Annotated in this window: 15 protein-coding genes, 1 other RNA gene and 1 pseudogene; 6 read left to right on the forward strand and 11 right to left on the reverse strand. The window is 56.8% G+C overall.

What is annotated here, in order from left to right; translation table 11 throughout:
• Positions 1–11: 11 nt before the first annotated feature.
• The 10 genes and pseudogenes from IEX10_RS05810 to IEX10_RS05855 all read right to left on the reverse strand — a co-directional run bounded on the left by IEX10_RS05810 (position 12) and on the right by IEX10_RS05855 (position 8371).
• A complete protein-coding gene (locus tag IEX10_RS05810) occupies positions 12–1793 on the reverse strand; it encodes a peptidoglycan D,D-transpeptidase FtsI family protein (RefSeq protein WP_188671943.1) in 1782 nt (593 codons plus the stop codon).
• The gene (gene ftsL / locus IEX10_RS05815; RefSeq protein ID WP_188671946.1) at positions 1793–2161 is read right to left on the reverse strand and encodes a cell division protein FtsL; all 369 of its coding nucleotides are present in this window, start codon (positions 2159–2161) and stop codon (positions 1793–1795) included. The genes IEX10_RS05810 and ftsL overlap by 1 nt, the downstream gene beginning before the upstream one ends.
• Complete coding sequence (gene rsmH, locus IEX10_RS05820; protein WP_188671949.1) at positions 2158–3156, reverse strand: 16S rRNA (cytosine(1402)-N(4))-methyltransferase RsmH; 999 nt, start codon at positions 3154–3156, stop codon at positions 2158–2160. The genes ftsL and rsmH overlap by 4 nt, the downstream gene beginning before the upstream one ends.
• A gap of 8 nt (positions 3157–3164) precedes the next feature.
• Positions 3165–3668 carry a division/cell wall cluster transcriptional repressor MraZ gene (gene mraZ, locus IEX10_RS05825; RefSeq protein WP_188671952.1) on the reverse strand — a complete coding sequence of 168 codons (504 nt, stop codon included), beginning with the start codon at positions 3666–3668 and terminating at the stop codon, positions 3165–3167.
• Between the two features lie 613 nt (positions 3669–4281).
• Positions 4282–4649, reverse strand: an RNA gene (gene rnpB, locus IEX10_RS05830) — RNase P RNA component class A.
• A gap of 306 nt (positions 4650–4955) precedes the next feature.
• A pseudogene (locus IEX10_RS20255) lies at positions 4956–5381 on the reverse strand (N-acetylmuramoyl-L-alanine amidase); the annotation flags it as partial.
• The gene (locus tag IEX10_RS05840; protein ID WP_188671955.1) at positions 5381–5974 is read right to left on the reverse strand and encodes a hypothetical protein; all 594 of its coding nucleotides are present in this window, start codon (positions 5972–5974) and stop codon (positions 5381–5383) included. The gene IEX10_RS05840 and the pseudogene IEX10_RS20255, both read right to left, overlap by 1 nt.
• Positions 5975–6004: 30 nt before the next feature.
• Positions 6005–7492: an Asp-tRNA(Asn)/Glu-tRNA(Gln) amidotransferase subunit GatA gene (gene gatA, locus IEX10_RS05845; protein WP_188671956.1), complete on the reverse strand. Its 1488-nt coding sequence runs from the start codon at positions 7490–7492 to the stop codon at positions 6005–6007.
• A gap of 3 nt (positions 7493–7495) precedes the next feature.
• A complete protein-coding gene (gene gatC / locus IEX10_RS05850; protein ID WP_188671959.1) occupies positions 7496–7783 on the reverse strand; it encodes an Asp-tRNA(Asn)/Glu-tRNA(Gln) amidotransferase subunit GatC in 288 nt (95 codons plus the stop codon).
• A 138-nt stretch (positions 7784–7921) separates the two neighbouring features.
• Positions 7922–8371: a nucleoside deaminase gene (locus IEX10_RS05855; protein ID WP_188671962.1), complete on the reverse strand. Its 450-nt coding sequence runs from the start codon at positions 8369–8371 to the stop codon at positions 7922–7924.
• 63 nt (positions 8372–8434) lie between these two features.
• Between IEX10_RS05855 and IEX10_RS05860 the strand changes: the two genes are divergently transcribed.
• A complete protein-coding gene (locus IEX10_RS05860; protein ID WP_188671964.1) occupies positions 8435–9319 on the forward strand; it encodes a pseudouridine synthase in 885 nt (294 codons plus the stop codon).
• A gap of 78 nt (positions 9320–9397) precedes the next feature.
• Here the strand turns inward: IEX10_RS05860 and IEX10_RS05865 are convergent, their stop codons facing one another.
• Positions 9398–9607, reverse strand: coding sequence for a cold-shock protein (locus IEX10_RS05865; RefSeq protein ID WP_188671967.1), 210 nt, complete (start codon positions 9605–9607; stop codon positions 9398–9400).
• Between the two features lie 370 nt (positions 9608–9977).
• On the opposite strand from IEX10_RS05865, the gene IEX10_RS05870 reads away from it, so the two are divergent.
• The 5 genes from IEX10_RS05870 (at position 9978) to IEX10_RS05890 (ending at position 15292) form a co-directional block, all read left to right on the forward strand.
• The gene (locus IEX10_RS05870; protein WP_188671970.1) at positions 9978–10793 is read left to right on the forward strand and encodes a TerC family protein; all 816 of its coding nucleotides are present in this window, start codon (positions 9978–9980) and stop codon (positions 10791–10793) included.
• Positions 10794–11077: 284 nt separating this feature from the next.
• Positions 11078–11986, forward strand: coding sequence for a 5-bromo-4-chloroindolyl phosphate hydrolysis family protein (locus IEX10_RS05875; protein ID WP_188671973.1), 909 nt, complete (start codon positions 11078–11080; stop codon positions 11984–11986).
• 13 nt (positions 11987–11999) lie between these two features.
• Positions 12000–13187 carry a toxic anion resistance protein gene (locus IEX10_RS05880; RefSeq protein WP_188671976.1) on the forward strand — a complete coding sequence of 396 codons (1188 nt, stop codon included), beginning with the start codon at positions 12000–12002 and terminating at the stop codon, positions 13185–13187.
• Between the two features lie 27 nt (positions 13188–13214).
• A complete protein-coding gene (locus IEX10_RS05885) occupies positions 13215–14153 on the forward strand; it encodes a DUF2927 domain-containing protein (protein WP_188671979.1) in 939 nt (312 codons plus the stop codon).
• A 14-nt stretch (positions 14154–14167) separates the two neighbouring features.
• Complete coding sequence (locus tag IEX10_RS05890) at positions 14168–15292, forward strand: SPFH domain-containing protein (protein ID WP_188671982.1); 1125 nt, start codon at positions 14168–14170, stop codon at positions 15290–15292.
• Positions 15293–15306 lie beyond the last annotated feature (14 nt).

Raw genomic sequence — 15306 nt, forward strand, 5'->3', positions numbered from 1 at the left:
CTTTTGCGTGGTCAGTTTCCTGACGCGGTGTATTGAAGATTTCCCGCCGACGCAACATTAGGGCGCAGACCCAATACCGGCATAATCCGCGCAACGAGTTCGGCTGCGACCGGCACAACAGTCCACCCCGCCGTGCGACGTTCTTCGCCGTGGGCCTTGATCGAGGGTTCGTCGAGCGTCACCACCATCACATATTGCGGATCACTTGCAGGGAAAACGCTGGCGAAGGTAGAGATCACCTTCTTTTTGTAATAACCGCCGCCCGGTTTGGGTTTGTCCGCACTGCCGGTTTTACCAGCGACCTCGTATCCTTTCACCTCCCCGAAAGAGGCAGTACCCCGTGTCACCACAGCGCGTAGCATCTTAACCAGCTTGGCCGAAGTGTCTTCGGAAATCACCTGCTCGCGGCTGGGGGGCACGCCGTCCCGCTTCAGTAGGGTCGGTGTAATCATGTAACCGCCGTTACCCATAGCCGCATAAGCCGCCGCCAGATGCAGCGGCGTTGCCGCGATACCGTGACCATAAGAAATCGTCATGGTCGACAGCTCTGACCAGCGGGGCGGCAGCAGCGGTTTCGCGTTGCGTGCTTCTGGCAATTCGACAGTCGCAACATCGAAGAAACCCAGCTTTTGCAGCATTTGTTGCTGTGCCTGTGTGCCAGCTGCCATTGCCATCCGCGCCGTGCCGATGTTGGACGATTTCACAATAATATCCGTCACTGACAGTTGCTTGCCATAATCGTGAAAGTCGCGAATGCGGAATTTCCCCCAGCGCAGCGGGCCACGGGTGTCGATCATGGTATTTTCATTGGCTAGACCGTTCTCTAGACTGATCCCTGCCGCAAAAATCTTGAAGGTGGAGCCGAGTTCATAAACGCCCTGACTGGCACGGTTGAACAGCGGGCTGTCGGATTGGTCGCCCTTGGTCAGAACGCGGGGGCGGTTGTTGGGGTCAAAATCAGGCAGGGACGCCATCGAGAGGATTTCCCCTGTGTGGATGTCCATCAGGATCGCCGCAGCGCCTTTGGCCCCCATCAGGTTCATCCCGCCCGCCAGCACTTCGCGCATGGCGGATTGGGCGGTCAGGTCGATGGACAGCGCAAGTGGCTGGCCTTCCCGCGCCGGATCGCGCAGGGTTTCATCGAAATAACGCTCCACTCCGGCAACACCGATCACTTCGGCGGCGTTTACGCCTTCCTTGCCAAAACTTGCACCGCCCAAGATGTGGGCAGCCAGCTTACCGTTGGGGTATAGTCGCATCTCACGTGGGCCGAACAGAAGGCCCGGCTCGCCCAGATCATGCACTGCCTGCTGTTGTTCCGGGCTGATTTTCTTCTTTATCCACAAGAACTTACGCTTTCCAGTGAAATCCTTGGTCAGACGTTCCAGATCAAGATCGGGGAAGACGCTGACCAGACCTTTGGCCGCTTCCACAGGATCCACCATCAACGGCGGCTGGGCGTAAAGCGCAGTGGTGGCCAGATTGGTGGCAAGCACCTCTCCGTTGCGATCAACGATATCGGCGCGCTGGTTCGCGATCTGGGGAATGGATGCGGTGGACACCGGCTCGGACGGTTCAGAGGCCGAAAGCGTGCCCATGCGAATACCCACGGTCATAAAAGACACAAAGAAAAAGATGCCAAGGATCAACAGACGGCTTTCCGCACGGCGGCGCATCTTCATCTGGGTTTTGACATTGCGAAGGGCCCGTTCGTGGGCCTCGATCATATCGGGATCTTCACCCTTTTCACGGGCGTCGAGGACTCGGGCGAGCGGGCGTAGGGGCGTTCTCATTACGGGAATTCCTTGTCCGGTCCGGGAGTCGGCACGCTGCTTGTTGAAATCGGGTTCACCAGTTCATTTGCTTCGATCTCAACTTGTGGATAGGCCACCAGTTCAACTTCGGCGAAATGCTCTGGCAACAGCGGCACCAACCCCAGTTCACCAAAGTTCAAATCCACCAGATCGCGCAGACGGTTGGGGCGGTTCAGATAGGCCCATTCCGCCTTTAGCACTGAAATCGTTTCCCGCTCATGGGCAATCTGGCGCTGCAATTCGGCGACACGGCGCAGGCTGGCCTGTGTGCGGTAATTTTCCTTGTAGGCCCAATAAGCGACGCTAATCACCACGCCACAACAGATCATATAGAGAAATGTCTTCATCGACTTACACTCTTTAAACTTAACCTTGGCAGGCCGAGACCTGCAAAATCCACATCCCCCACAGGGGCATCGGTACGCCGCGCCAGACGCAGTTTGGCAGAACGGGATCGCGGATTTTCGGCCAATTCGTCTTTGTCTGCAGTCACTGCTTTACGGCCCATCACCTCAAAACGGGGCGCGTCAGTTTCCGCCTCTGGTGCCCAGCGGTTGCCCTTGGGGTTCAGACCACCGCGCGCAGCCAAAAACCGCTTCACAATCCGGTCTTCAAGGGAATGGAAGGTCACGACCGCCAGAACACCACCCTCGGCCAAAACCGACTCTGCCGCATACAGTCCGCGCACCAGCTGACCCAGCTCGTCATTCACGGCGATGCGCAACGCCTGAAAGGTGCGCGTGGCGGGATGGGCCTGACCGGGTTTGCCCTTGGGTAAGGTGGATTCGATAACAGCCACAAGCTGAAAGGTTGTTTTGATCGGTGCCGTCTTACGTGCAGCCACAACCGCTTTGGCGATCCGGCGCGAAGCGCGTTCTTCGCCGTATTGAAAGAAAATATCGGCCAATTCTGCCTCGGAAGCGGTGTTAACCACATCGGCGGCGGTTTCTCCAGACTGGCTCATCCGCATGTCGAGCGGGCCGTCCTTCTGGAAAGAAAAGCCACGTTCCGCCTGATCGATCTGCATGGAAGAAACGCCAATATCCAGCACAACACCGTCCATATCAGCGGGGACCAGACTGTCCATCTCGCCGAAGGTGCCTTCCACCAGCTGCAACCGGTCGCCATAGGTGCCCGCCCAAGCTGCCGCCCGCTCAAACACTTCGGGATCGCGGTCAATCGCATAGACCTGATCTGCACCGGCATCGAGAAACGCGCGGGTGTAACCGCCAGCCCCGAAGGTGCCATCGACCCAGCGCCCCTGCATTGGCGCGACCGCTTTCAAAATAGGGGTCAGCAACACGGGAATATGCGGGGAAGCAGTAGGCTCGTCCTGTTCCATCTCCGCGATTACCCCTCTGCCGTTTCCATATCCAACAGGATCAGAGGATCAAAGTCCTCGTCCTCGTCGTCCATCCAGTCTTCCAACGACGCTGCATGCGCGTCATAGGCAGAAGGCTCCCAAATCTGGAAGGTATCGCCCGTAGCCACAAAAGTCGCTTCCTTGGTAATGCCGATTTTGGAACGCAGCTTTGGGGACAAAACCAACCGTCCCGTTTCATCCACGCTCAGCTGCACGGACTGGCCCGAAAACATATGCTCCAACGCGCGTCGGCGTTTTGACCCGCGAGGCAGTGCAGCGATCTTGTCGTCCACTTCCTCCATAGAGGTCATCGTATAGCCTTCGATAAAATTGCGGGCTTTGCCGCCGTAGACCAGAACCAGATTGGGATGCAATCCCTCGGTCCAGTCCGGATCACCTTCTTCAAGCACACGACGAAAGGCCGCAGGGATCGAAACCCTGCCCTTGGCGTCCACTTTATGGACACTCTCGCCTCTGAACCGTCGTGCCACGAAGGGCGCTCCTTCTGTCCGTTGCCCTTGAAAATCAGGGGCTTAAAATGATAACGGCGAACCAAGCTGCTGCCACTGCTTGATCCGCCGCCCTCGTCCCGATTATGGGCCGCCCGACTGTGGTGCCACCTTTGGGGGGTGTCTGCTCGCATTCCACGTCGGATCTCATGTTCGATGTAGCTGGGCGCCTGTATGAAACCTGGTTTGGTCTAGCGGGATCTTAATGTCCCTTTTTCGTTCCCAACCTCATCTTGCAGTTAGGTATTACATGGGAATTTATGGAAACCAAGCCCTTTTTATGGGAACACTTGGTCGCCGCGAGGCTGCACCAGCAAATTTCGCCTTATTCCCGCCAAGATTCATCACAATTTTAGCCTTATTAGTTTCAGTCGAACTTTTGGACACAAGATGTGGTATGTGAAAAAACTTTGTTTTTCTGACGAATTGAAGCGAAAGCGCCACAGCACAAAATAGAACATACTGAGAACATTAGAAAACAGGCCGGAAATTGCGATTCGAAACGGCGAGTCTGCGAGATTTTTCCATCATATATATGGATCAGACCAATTCGGACCATAAAGTCCCATGAACGGGTCATTTCAAAGCAGGATAATATCGCGGATGGCCTGTAAGCCGGATTTTGTCCCGGGGTTGCCCCCTTAGACGACCATTCATCTGGGCCTGCTGTTGCCAACAGGCTCTTGCAACCAACCCGAACCTGCTAGGGCAAAAGCGGCCCCGGATGTTGCCATCCACGCGGTCCCTATTTGGTTTTGCTCCAGGCGGGGCTTGCCATGCCAGTGATGTTACCACCACCGCGGTGGGCTCTTACCCCACCGTTTCACCGTTACCCGTGCAAGCACGGGCAGTCTTTTCTCTGTGGCGCTTTCCCTCGGGTTTCCCCGGGCGGGCGTTACCCGCCGCCTTTGCTTTTTGGAGTCCGGACTTTCCTCACTAACGTGCAGCCGTCCAGCCATCCGCGAAACCTTTCTCTAGCGCCCCATGCCCCCCGAGGTCAACGGCCTGACACGGCCATTCTTGCGCCAGCCGTACCATCAAACCCACATCAAGCGCATCGAGCGGACCAGAGTGGAACGGGCGGAACCGCAGGCGAAAGGCCGACAGGATGATTTCCCAGCTTTGCGGCGTATCATCTGCCGCACGGTATCCAAAGTAAAACGCCGCCGCGCGAAAGGTTGACCAATCCGCAGAGCACTGTGCCGGATAGGGCCAGACCGACAGCCCCCGCTGCGCCAGATCCTGCCAGTCAAAATAGGGACCTGGATCAATTTTGCGACCCGGTGCAAGATCAGAATGGCCGATCACCCGTTCTGGCGGGATGTTGTGCCGGTGAAGTATGGAGGACAGAAGCTCCCGCAGTGCAACCATCTGCGGTTCGGGGAAATGCGGGGTGTCGCTGTCCGGGCCGCGATTAACGATTTCGATACCTATGGAATGGGAATTAACGTCCTTGACCCAGCCCCACTGCCCTGCCCCTGCATGCCAGGCGCGGTCCGTTTCAGCCACAAGCTGTGTCACCGCCCCCGCTTCATCTATGACATAATGGGCCGAAACCTCGGCCTGTGGATCGCACAGCCGGTCAATTGCCGCCTGTGCTGTTTCCATGCCGGTATAATGGAGAACCACCGTATCCGGCCCGAGCCCGTGCCGCCGCGCGCTAAAATTCGCGGAGCTGCGGGTCGCGTAAGGCATTAGCTTGGCAGCAGGTTGCGATAGAGATCGGGGTTCCAGCTACAGGCAAACCCGTCACCATCAGGGTCAAGATTGCTGCGGTCCCGTTCCGGGCCACCTGCTTCCAAGAACCGGCGCTGTGCTGCATCGGGATCATTCCGGTAACGGCTACAACTCGACATGCTGCTGCTGGAGCGTTTGTAGGTGCGCGCGCCAACGGCTTGCTTTTGCGAAATCGCATAAGCTGCCAGATTCACATCCGTGCGCCGTTGGGGCAGCGGTTCTGGGTCAACGACAGTATAGGACTGGCGCAGGGCGGCCAGTTTGGCGGCATCCGATGCAATCGATTCCTGCTCTACCACCGCCTGAAAGTCCTGCGTGTTTGAAATGCCGCTGGGCCGGTTTTCTGGCGCGGAGGGCGTTGAGCCATCGCTTCCAGGAAGTTGCACCGCATCACCACCGTTTTCGGCTGCTGTCAAACGCTCACGTTCGGTTTGAAGCGCGATAGGATCGGGGGTGATATTGTCGAAATACTGGTCCTGATCATTGGGGGATTGCGTCGTACACCCCGCCACAAGACCTGCCGCCAAAACCGTAACTACAAAACTGCGCATCTTACTTCCTTTGTGTGTAGCCTTGAAAACTTACCACCATTTATCCGCCTTGGAAACAAAACCCGCGGATTGCTCCAGCGCGTAAGCGGTGTTCAGCATATCCGCTTCTTCCCACGGCTTCCCGATCAGTTGCAGCCCGAGCGGCAACCCCTGAGAGTCCAGACCTGTTGGCACTGAAACGCCCGGCAGGCCGGCAAGGTTCACCGTCACGGTGAAGACATCGTTCAGGTACATTTTCACCGGATCCGCATCCGCCATTTCGCCCAGCCCGAAAGCTGCTGAAGGGGTAGCAGGCGTCAGGATCGCATCCACACCGCTGGCGTAAACATCCTCAAAGTCTTTCTTGATCAAGGTGCGCACACGCTGTGCACGGCGGTAATATGCGTCATAAAAACCGGCTGACAATACATAGGCCCCGATCATGATACGGCGCTGCACCTCGGGGCCAAAGCCCTCGGCGCGGGTGCGGGCGTACATTTCGTGGATGCCTTCGCCTTTTTGCAACTTGGCGCGGTGCCCGTAGCGCACGCCGTCATAGCGGGCGAGGTTGGAAGAAGCTTCAGCAGGTGCCAGCACGTAGTAGGCTGGCAGCGCGTATTTGGTGTGGGGCAGGGACACATCGACGATTTCCGCGCCTGCATCGCGCAGCATGTCCGCGCCGTCATTCCAAAGTTTTTCGATTTCAGCGGGCATCCCGTCCAGACGGTATTCTTTCGGAATGCCGATCTTTTTACCGCGAATATCCCCTGTCAGGGCAGCCTCAAAGTCCGGCACGGCAAGATCCGCGCTGGTGCTGTCTTTGGCGTCATGTCCGGCAATCGCATTCAGGAAAATCGCGCTGTCGCGCACGGTTTTCGTCATCGGACCCGCCTGATCCAGCGAGGAGGCAAAAGCAATGATACCCCAGCGGGACACACGGCCATAGGTGGGTTTCACACCAACAATACCGGTAAAGGCCGCTGGCTGGCGGATCGAACCGCCAGTGTCCGTGCCGGTCGCAGCCAGACACAAATCGCCAGACACAGCCGCCGCCGAACCGCCCGAGGACCCACCCGGTGTCAGCGCCGCATCGGACCCCTGGCGGCGCCAAGGATTAACCGCCGCACCATAGGCACTGGTTTCATTCGACGAACCCATGGCGAATTCGTCCATGTTCAGCTTGCCCAGCATCACCGCACCGGACTCCCACAGTTTAGTGGTCACGGTGCTTTCGTATTCCGGTTTGAACCCTGCAAGAATGTTCGACGCCGCCTGACTTTCTACACCTTTGGTGCAGAACAAATCCTTAATGCCAAGCGGAATGCCACACAGGTCAGGTGCTTCGCCCTGCCCCAGACGTTCATCTGCCGCTTTGGCCTGTTCCAGCGCCATATCCGGTGTTTTCACAGAATAGGCGTTCAGCGCGTCGCCACCCGCAACAGCGGCGTTACAGGCTTCGGTCAGTTCAACGGCAGAAATTTCCTTGCTGCGCAGCTTGTCGCGTGCGTCCGCAATGGTCAGGGTGTTCAATCCGCTCATGTCTTACTCCACAACCTTGGGCACTGCAAAAAAGCCCTCGCGCGCATCTGGCGCATTGGCCAGAATTTTATCCTGCTGGCTGCCGTCTGTCACCACATCGGTGCGGCGCTTCAAGCGCATTGGTGTCACGGATGTCATCGGCTCCACACCGTCAACGTCCACTTCGTTCAATTGTTCCATAAAGCCGAGGATACCGTTCAGCTCTCCGGCCAGCGCATCAAGCTGGTCTTCGGGAACTTCGATACGGGCCAGATGCGCCACTTTGCGCGCGGTGTCTTTATCAATGGACATTGGGGTCATCCACTTTCTGTGTCACGGATATTTCAGGGCGAACCTTTATCCCCGCATCAGGTTCAAGACAACCCGTCAATCCAAAGGACACGGGTTCTTTGCGCCATATGCCTTATAATAATGCAGGCTGTGCTCCCCCTAGCCCCGCCGCCCCGCGAAAAAGCCGCGCAAAAGCGCAGCGGAGGCCGCTTCCTGAAGGCCATCATAAACGTCGGGGCTGTGGTGGCACTGGGGGTGGTCAAAGATGCGCGGACCCTGCGCCACACCACCGGATTTCGGATCCGCCGCACCGTAGTAAAGCCGCGCGATCCGTGCGTTTGAAATGGCTGCTGCGCACATAGGACAGGGTTCCAACGTGACATAAAGGTCCGCCCCCGACAGACGTTCGCTCGACTCGGCGGAGCAAGCCTCGCGGATCACCAGCATTTCGGCATGGGCGGTCGGATCGTTAAGCTCCCTCGTGCGGTTGCCCGCACGGGCCAGCACCACGCCCCCCCGCACCAGAACCGCGCCGACCGGGACCTCGCCGCGGGCGGCTGCCGCCTGCGCCTCTGCCAGCGCGACATCCATATAAGACGTAAACTCCATTCCCCTGCCATAGCGTGGCGGGTTCCCTTGGACAAGCACGCCGATCCGCCCTATAGCGGGGCCATGAGCAATGAAATCACAGCCGAAGGCGAGCGTATCGCCAAATTCCTGTCCCGTGCAGGCGTCGCCTCCCGTCGGGAAATCGAACGGATGATCGAGGCCGGTCGCATCACCCTAAACGGTGAACCGCTGACCACACCTGCGATCAAGGTCACGGAAAAGGACCGGATTACCGTGGACGGCAAGCCCGTGGCCGAAAGAGAACCTGCGCGTTTGTGGCTTTATAACAAGCCCACAGGTCTGGTTACTTCGGCGCGGGATGAAAAAGGGCGCAAGACCGTTTTTGACGACCTGCCAGAGTCCCTGCCCCGCGTCATGTCTGTTGGACGGCTTGATCTCAATTCCGAGGGTCTGTTGCTGCTGACCAATGACGGAGAGGTCAAACGCAAGCTGGAGTTGCCATCCACCGGATGGGTGCGCAAGTATCGCGTGCGGGTGAAAGGCGCGCCAACGCCCGAGTTGCTTGAACCGCTGCGCAAAGGCGTGACGGTGGACGGCGAACGCTTCCAGCCGATGGAAATTAACATCGACAAACAGCAGGGCGCGAATGCGTGGCTTACGATTGCCTTGCGCGAAGGCAAGAACCGCGAAATTCGTCGCGCGGTGGAAACCGTTGGTCTTACGGTGAACCGGCTGATCCGCATTTCCTACGGGCCATTCCAGCTGAAAACGCTGGGCAGCGGCGAGGTCGAGGAAGTGCGCGCCAAGGTTTTGCGCGACCAACTCGGGATGGAAACGCCCGAAACCTTTGCCAAGAAGAAAGAGACACGGCGCGTTTCGCGCAACGTGAAGTCCGGTCTCAAACCAGCAGGTGGCAAACCCTCCGGCCCGCGACAAGGCACCCCCAAATCAGGCGGTAAAAACGTGTCGCGCAAACCGCGTCGTTAACCGGTATCAAAGCTTAACTTCACCACTACGCGCCGGTTACAAAGCACTGGGCCCGCTTCCCGCAGCGTGGTGGTCGTCTTATTCGCTAAGCGAGATATTTCCGGCCATTTGCCGGCCATCCACACCGTCTACCATCTCAAATTCGATTGGCTGGTTGTTCTCTAAGGTTTGCAATCCAGACGCCTGAACCTGCGAAATATGTACAAAAATGTCCTTACCGCCGCCTTCAGGTTCGATAAATCCGTACCCTTTATCGGCGTTGAACCACTTGACCATTCCTTTGGCCATTGCTGTATTCCCTTCATATTCACCCGCAACACTTTGCTGCGGTTCCCCCGCAGCGCCTGCAAAAGGCGCGTCTGAACATAAATTGCAGCCCATGAGCGCTATTTTATGACGCTACGTCATAACAGCTTAGCCCAAGCTGCGATTTCTGCAAAACATAAAAGAACAGGCAAATTCAGGCGGTTAATCAGGGCATTCTCGCAGCGCACGCCCGTCCACCCTGTCCGCCCCCCGAAAGAGTGTTGCAAAACCTTTCGGGGAACCAACCGTTATCAGGATCGTTATAGTTAGGATGCGCGACTGCTTGCCCTGCGCGGGCGGGTTGCGTTAAATGCAGATAAAAATCATTTTACCTTCAGGGGGACATACCGCGATGGCAGAACTGCTGACCTTTGAGAATCTGGCAAATCTGGGGGTGCTTATCTTCCTTCAGGCCGTGCTTGGTTTTGACAACCTTCTTTACATCTCGATTGAAAGCCAGCGGGCGCCGAAAGAGCATCAGAAATCCGTGCGGTTCTGGGGTATTATCATTGCGGTGGTGCTGCGTGTTATCCTTCTGTTTACCATGATCCAGCTGATCGATGCGCTGAAAGACCCGTTCTATATTTTCGATTATCCGGGCATCATTACCGGCGGCGTGAACTTCTCTACGGTGGTGTTCATCTTTGGAGGCGTGTTCATCATGTATACCGCCTTCAAGGAAATCACCCACATGCTTTCGGTCCACGAGCTGGGCCATGAGGGGGGCAAGAAAGATGCAAAATCGGCGCGTCAGGTTGTGATGCTGATCGTTATGATGAACCTGATATTCAGCTTTGATTCCATCCTGTCGGCTCTCGCCATCACTGACGTTTTCCCTGTGCTGGCAATTGCGATTCTCAGCTCCGGTCTGGCCATGTTGTTGCTGGCGGACGGCGTAACTACATTTTTGCAGAAGAACCGTATGTACGAAGTGCTCGGTCTGTTTATCCTGCTGATTGTCGGGGTCGTTCTGTTGGGTGAAGCCGGTCCCGCCGCAGCCCACGCGATGCACAACGACGATCTGCAAATCCGCGTGTTTGGTTATGCTTTGTTGCCTATGTCCAAGACTACATTCTACTTTTCTGTTGTGGTGTTGGTTCTGGTTGAAATCGTGCAAACCGGATACCAACGCAAACTGGCAACAGAGCGTCAGAAGGGCGGCCATTAAATCAAACCCTGATCCGGCATATCAGTGCCGGCTTTAGCGGCAACAGGGGCAGTTTTCCGCCGATAAAGCGGGGCTGCCCCTGCTATCTAACGGAAAAACCAGCGCAAAAGCCTAGTAACCGCAGCCCTGCCCTCATATATTGGACACACACAGAGATATGAGCGGGACCAACACCGTCTTAACGGGGGAAACATGTCTGCACCAACCTTGCAGTGGCTATCATATATCGTACTTTGTTTCGCGATCCTGACGGTGTCCCTCGGCAGTTTGGGAAGCCTGTCCTGATGGCGCAGAAATTTGGTGGCACCCACAGCCCCGCAGGAAGCCCGAACAATGCTGACCCTGCGTCCCCCCCCTCAAACAAATTCCGTGGCCGAAAGGTTCACAAGTCGGACATGCGCTCCAAGCTGCTGTTCGTTCTTCCCCTGCCCTTGCTGTTCTCGGGCATCGGTGAGATGCGTGCCCAAAATGCTGGCGGGATGCTGGCCGAACTTGGTGCGCTGGTAATTCTGCTGTTGGCTGCTTGGCTGTTGCGGGACGGCCTGCGGGCGCAAGAGGCTTACAACAGCCGCAAAATTGCCCGCCCCCCCGCCATTCCACGCAAAATTTTCGCCAGCGGCCTGACCGGCATCGGCGTTTTCATCGCTGCCGCTTTTGGCATGAACGCTGGCCTGCCCGCAGCGCTGGTTTATGCGATCATCGCAACAGGTGCCCATGTGTTCAGCTTTGGCATTGATCCCCTGCGCAAAAAGGGCATGGAGGGCATGTCCGATTTCGAAACAGAGCGGGTCGCCAAAGCCGTCGACAAGGCCGAAATTCTGCTGTCCGAGACCATTGCCGCCGCGCGGCGCATCGGGGATCGTGGGATCGAACGGCGGGTGGACACACTCGCGGCATCCGTGCGCGATATGTTCCGCACTGTCGAAGACGATCCCCGTGATCTGTCCGGCGCACGCAAGTTTCTTGGCGTCTATTTGCGCGGCGCACGGGACGCGACCCTGAAATATGCAGACCTCGCCAGCAAAACCAGCGATGCGGACGCCAAAGCAAAATACGAATCCTTGCTTAGCGATCTGGAAGCCAGCTTTAATACCCAACGTGAAACGATGATGTTGGACAACCGCACCGACCTTGATGTGGAAATCGAAGTTCTGCGCGACCGACTGAAACAAGAAGGCCTGAAGGCCAGTTAACAGGAGACCCCCTATGTCCAACATCCGCGATAAGGCTGAAAGCTCGTTGAAAGATGTAGAAGAAGTCAACGCCGTGGTCCTGCCCGAACCAAGCAACGAACTGATCGTTGTGTCCGACGTGGCACCGGACCTGCAAAAATCCATCAAGTCGCGGATGGATGAAATCAACATGGACAACACCCAGTCTATTATTGAATTTGGCACCAAAGCGCAGGCGGAACTCCAAGAGATCAGTCAGGAAATGCTGTCGGGCGTGCGCAACAAGGACGTTGGTCCTGCCGGTGAATCCCTGCGCAACATGGTCTCTTCCATTCGCGGTTTCTCTATCGACGAACTGAACCCCAACCGCAAACTGTCGTGGTGGGAAAAGCTGTTGGGCCGCACCGCGCCTATCGCAAAGTTCATGGCAAAATACGAAGACGTTCAAGGCCAGATCGACAGGATCACGGATGAGCTTCTCGACCACGAACATGTGCTGCTTAAGGACATCAAATCGCTCGACAAGTTGTATGGCAAAACGCTCGCCTTTTATGACGAACTGGCGCTTTATATCGCTGCGGGTGAAGAAAAGCTGAAGGAACTGGACGGTAAAATCATTCCAGCCAAAGAAAAAGAGGTTGAAAAAGCCTCTAAGGATAAGGGCGTTTTGCGCGCACAGGAGCTGCGCGATCTGCGCTCCGCACGGGACGATCTGGAACGTCGTGTGCATGATCTGAAACTGACCCGTCAGGTGACAATGCAGTCCCTGCCCTCTATCCGGCTGGTGCAGGAAAACGACAAATCACTGGTAACAAAGATCAATTCCACGCTGGTGAACACGGTTCCGCTCTGGGAAACGCAACTGGCGCAGGCGGTGACGATCCACCGCTCCCGCGAGGCTGCGGAAACCGTGCGGCAGGCCAATGATCTGACCAACGAATTGCTGGAAAGCAACGCCGCCAATCTGCAACAGGCCAATCGCGAGGTGCGCAAGCAGATGGAGCGGGGCGTGTTTGACATTGAAAGCATCAAGAAGGCCAATCAGTACCTGATCGACACCATCGAAGAAAGCCTGACCATTGCCGATGAAGGCAAGGCCAAACGGGCCGAAGCAGAAAAGGAATTGGTCACAATGGAAGCGGAGCTGAAAAGCACCCTTGCCGCGGCCAAGGCGAAATCCACCGGAACCGGCGATACCATCGGCACCAGCACCGATTCATAATCGCAGGACAGGGTAAGCCATTCAGATATGAAACTATCGCGATTCTTCCTACTGGCCACCCTTTTCGGGGCAGGGTGTGACGTGGCAACAGCCCCGCCGCCACCCGAACCTGCGCCTGCTCCAAAGCCCAAACCGGCCGAACCGGCAGTGTCTGAAGAAAGCAAACGCATCGCTGCCTATTACGCATCCGTTCAGGCGCGATTGCTGGCACAGGGCAAACTGCGACAGGATTTCAATCCGCCTGATGCGCCATTCAACGCCGATACGCTTGTGCGCAACTTTGAAAAAGTGGCGCTTTACGATGAATACACCAATCAAGAGGGCGTGTTTATCGAAGAGCAAACGTCCTCCTACCTGCGTCGTTGGCAAAAACCTGTGCGGGTCGGTCTGCATTTTGGCAAGTCCGTCACGTCCGCCCAACGCCGTGAAGACCGCAAGTTTGTCAGCGCCTACGCCGCCCGTCTGGCCGGTCTGACCGGGCTGAACATTCGGCTGACCAGCCTGAAGAACGCGAACTTCGTGATGCTGTTCTTGAACCGCGACGAACAAAAAGTCGAACCGGCCATGCTCGCCCCGGATGTGCCCCAGCTTTTGCCTTCGATTGTGCGGGAAATCGAAACCAGCCCGCGCAATATTTTCTGTGTCGCCTATGCGCTGTCCAATGCAGACAATCCGACAGATTATTCCGGCGCGGTCATTCTGGTGAAGGCTGAACACAGCGACGTTATGCGCAAATCCTGCATCGAAGAAGAAATGACCCAAGCACTGGGACTGGCCAATGACGACCCCACCGTGCGCCCGTCAATCTTTAACGACGACGAGGAATTTGCCCTGTTAACGCGCCATGATGAAATTTTGCTGAAAATGCTATACGATCCCCGACTGCGGGTTGGAATGACACCGGAACGGGCCCGCCCGCTGCTGCATTCCGTGGCCGAGGACGCATTGAAGCAAAGCCATATTTAACTGGAGACTGACCTATGGGTATTTTTGACTTTCTGACCGGCGAATTTATCGACGTTATCCACTGGACCGACGACACTCGGGACACGATGGTCTGGCGGTTTGAGCGGGAAGGCCATGAAATCAAATATGGCGCAAAGCTGACGGTGCGCGAAGGTCAGGCGGCGGTGATGGTCCATGAAGGGCAGCTGGCAGATGTGTTCCAGCCCGGTCTTTACATGTTGGAAACCAACAACATGCCGATCATGACGACCCTGCAATACTGGGATCACGGCTTTGAAAGCCCGTTCAAATCGGAAATCTACTTTGTTAACACAACCCGCTTTACCGATCTGAAATGGGGCACCAAAAACCCGATCATCTGCCGCGATCCGGAATTTGGTCCGGTGCGTCTGCGCGCCTATGGCACCTATGAAATCAAAGTCTCTGATCCGGCGCGGTTTATGTCCGAAATTGTCGGCACTGACGGCGAATTTACCATGGACGAAATCAGTTACCAGATTCGCAATATCATCACTTCTGAATTTTCCGCAGCGATTGCCGGTTCCGGTATTCCCGTGCTCGACATGGCGGCAAATACGCTTGATCTGGGCAAACTGCTGGCAAAGAAAATCGCCCCTGCACTGGCCGAATACGGGCTGGAACTGCCCGGTCTTTACATCGAAAACATCTCCCTCCCCCCCAAAGTGGAAGAAGCACTCGACAAGCGGACCTCTATGGGGCTGGCGGGTGATTTGGACCAGTTCATGAAATACTCCGCCGCCGAAGCCATGAGCAATCCGGCATCTGCGGCTGGCGGGTCAATGGCCGCTGGTATGGGGGCCGGCATGGGTATGGCTATGGCGCAGCAGATGCAGGCGCAACAGGCAGCAGCCGGCCCTTGGGGCGCACGCCCTGCCGCGGCCGCCCCCGCTGCCCCACCACCCCCACCTGTGGAAAAGGTCTGGCATACCGCTACCAACGGAGAAACCAGCGGGCCTTACTCGCGCGCAACACTGGGCCGGATGGCCGCTGATGGCAGCCTAAGCCGCGACACACATGTTTGGACTGCGGGGCAAGACGGGTGGAAACGCGCCTCAGAGGTTATGGAACTGGCCCAACTGTTCACCATCATGCCTCCGCCACCGCCTCCCGCAGACTGATCCGCTAAGACAGA

This window comes from Neptunicoccus cionae, assembly GCF_014643735.1.
GTDB classification, from domain to species: domain Bacteria; phylum Pseudomonadota; class Alphaproteobacteria; order Rhodobacterales; family Rhodobacteraceae; genus Amylibacter; species Amylibacter cionae.

What these genes read in the sequence shown, in the direction of transcription:
- IEX10_RS05810 (WP_188671943.1), bottom strand. Translation starts at nt 1,793, where the DNA reads ATGAGAACGCCCCTACGCCCGCTCGCCCGAGTCCTCGACGCCCGTGAA.
- ftsL (WP_188671946.1), bottom strand. Translation starts at nt 2,161, where the DNA reads ATGAAGACATTTCTCTATATGATCTGTTGTGGCGTGGTGATTAGCGTC.
- rsmH (WP_188671949.1), bottom strand. Translation starts at nt 3,156, where the DNA reads ATGGAACAGGACGAGCCTACTGCTTCCCCGCATATTCCCGTGTTGCTG.
- IEX10_RS05840 (WP_188671955.1), bottom strand. Translation starts at nt 5,974, where the DNA reads ATGCGCAGTTTTGTAGTTACGGTTTTGGCGGCAGGTCTTGTGGCGGGG.
- gatA (WP_188671956.1), bottom strand. Translation starts at nt 7,492, where the DNA reads ATGAGCGGATTGAACACCCTGACCATTGCGGACGCACGCGACAAGCTG.
- gatC (WP_188671959.1), bottom strand. Translation starts at nt 7,783, where the DNA reads ATGTCCATTGATAAAGACACCGCGCGCAAAGTGGCGCATCTGGCCCGT.
- IEX10_RS05855 (WP_188671962.1), bottom strand. Translation starts at nt 8,371, where the DNA reads ATGGAGTTTACGTCTTATATGGATGTCGCGCTGGCAGAGGCGCAGGCG.
- IEX10_RS05860 (WP_188671964.1), top strand. Translation starts at nt 8,435, where the DNA reads ATGAGCAATGAAATCACAGCCGAAGGCGAGCGTATCGCCAAATTCCTG.
- IEX10_RS05865 (WP_188671967.1), bottom strand. Translation starts at nt 9,607, where the DNA reads ATGGCCAAAGGAATGGTCAAGTGGTTCAACGCCGATAAAGGGTACGGA.
- IEX10_RS05870 (WP_188671970.1), top strand. Translation starts at nt 9,978, where the DNA reads ATGGCAGAACTGCTGACCTTTGAGAATCTGGCAAATCTGGGGGTGCTT.
- IEX10_RS05875 (WP_188671973.1), top strand. Translation starts at nt 11,078, where the DNA reads ATGGCGCAGAAATTTGGTGGCACCCACAGCCCCGCAGGAAGCCCGAAC.
- IEX10_RS05880 (WP_188671976.1), top strand. Translation starts at nt 12,000, where the DNA reads ATGTCCAACATCCGCGATAAGGCTGAAAGCTCGTTGAAAGATGTAGAA.
- IEX10_RS05885 (WP_188671979.1), top strand. Translation starts at nt 13,215, where the DNA reads ATGAAACTATCGCGATTCTTCCTACTGGCCACCCTTTTCGGGGCAGGG.
- IEX10_RS05890 (WP_188671982.1), top strand. Translation starts at nt 14,168, where the DNA reads ATGGGTATTTTTGACTTTCTGACCGGCGAATTTATCGACGTTATCCAC.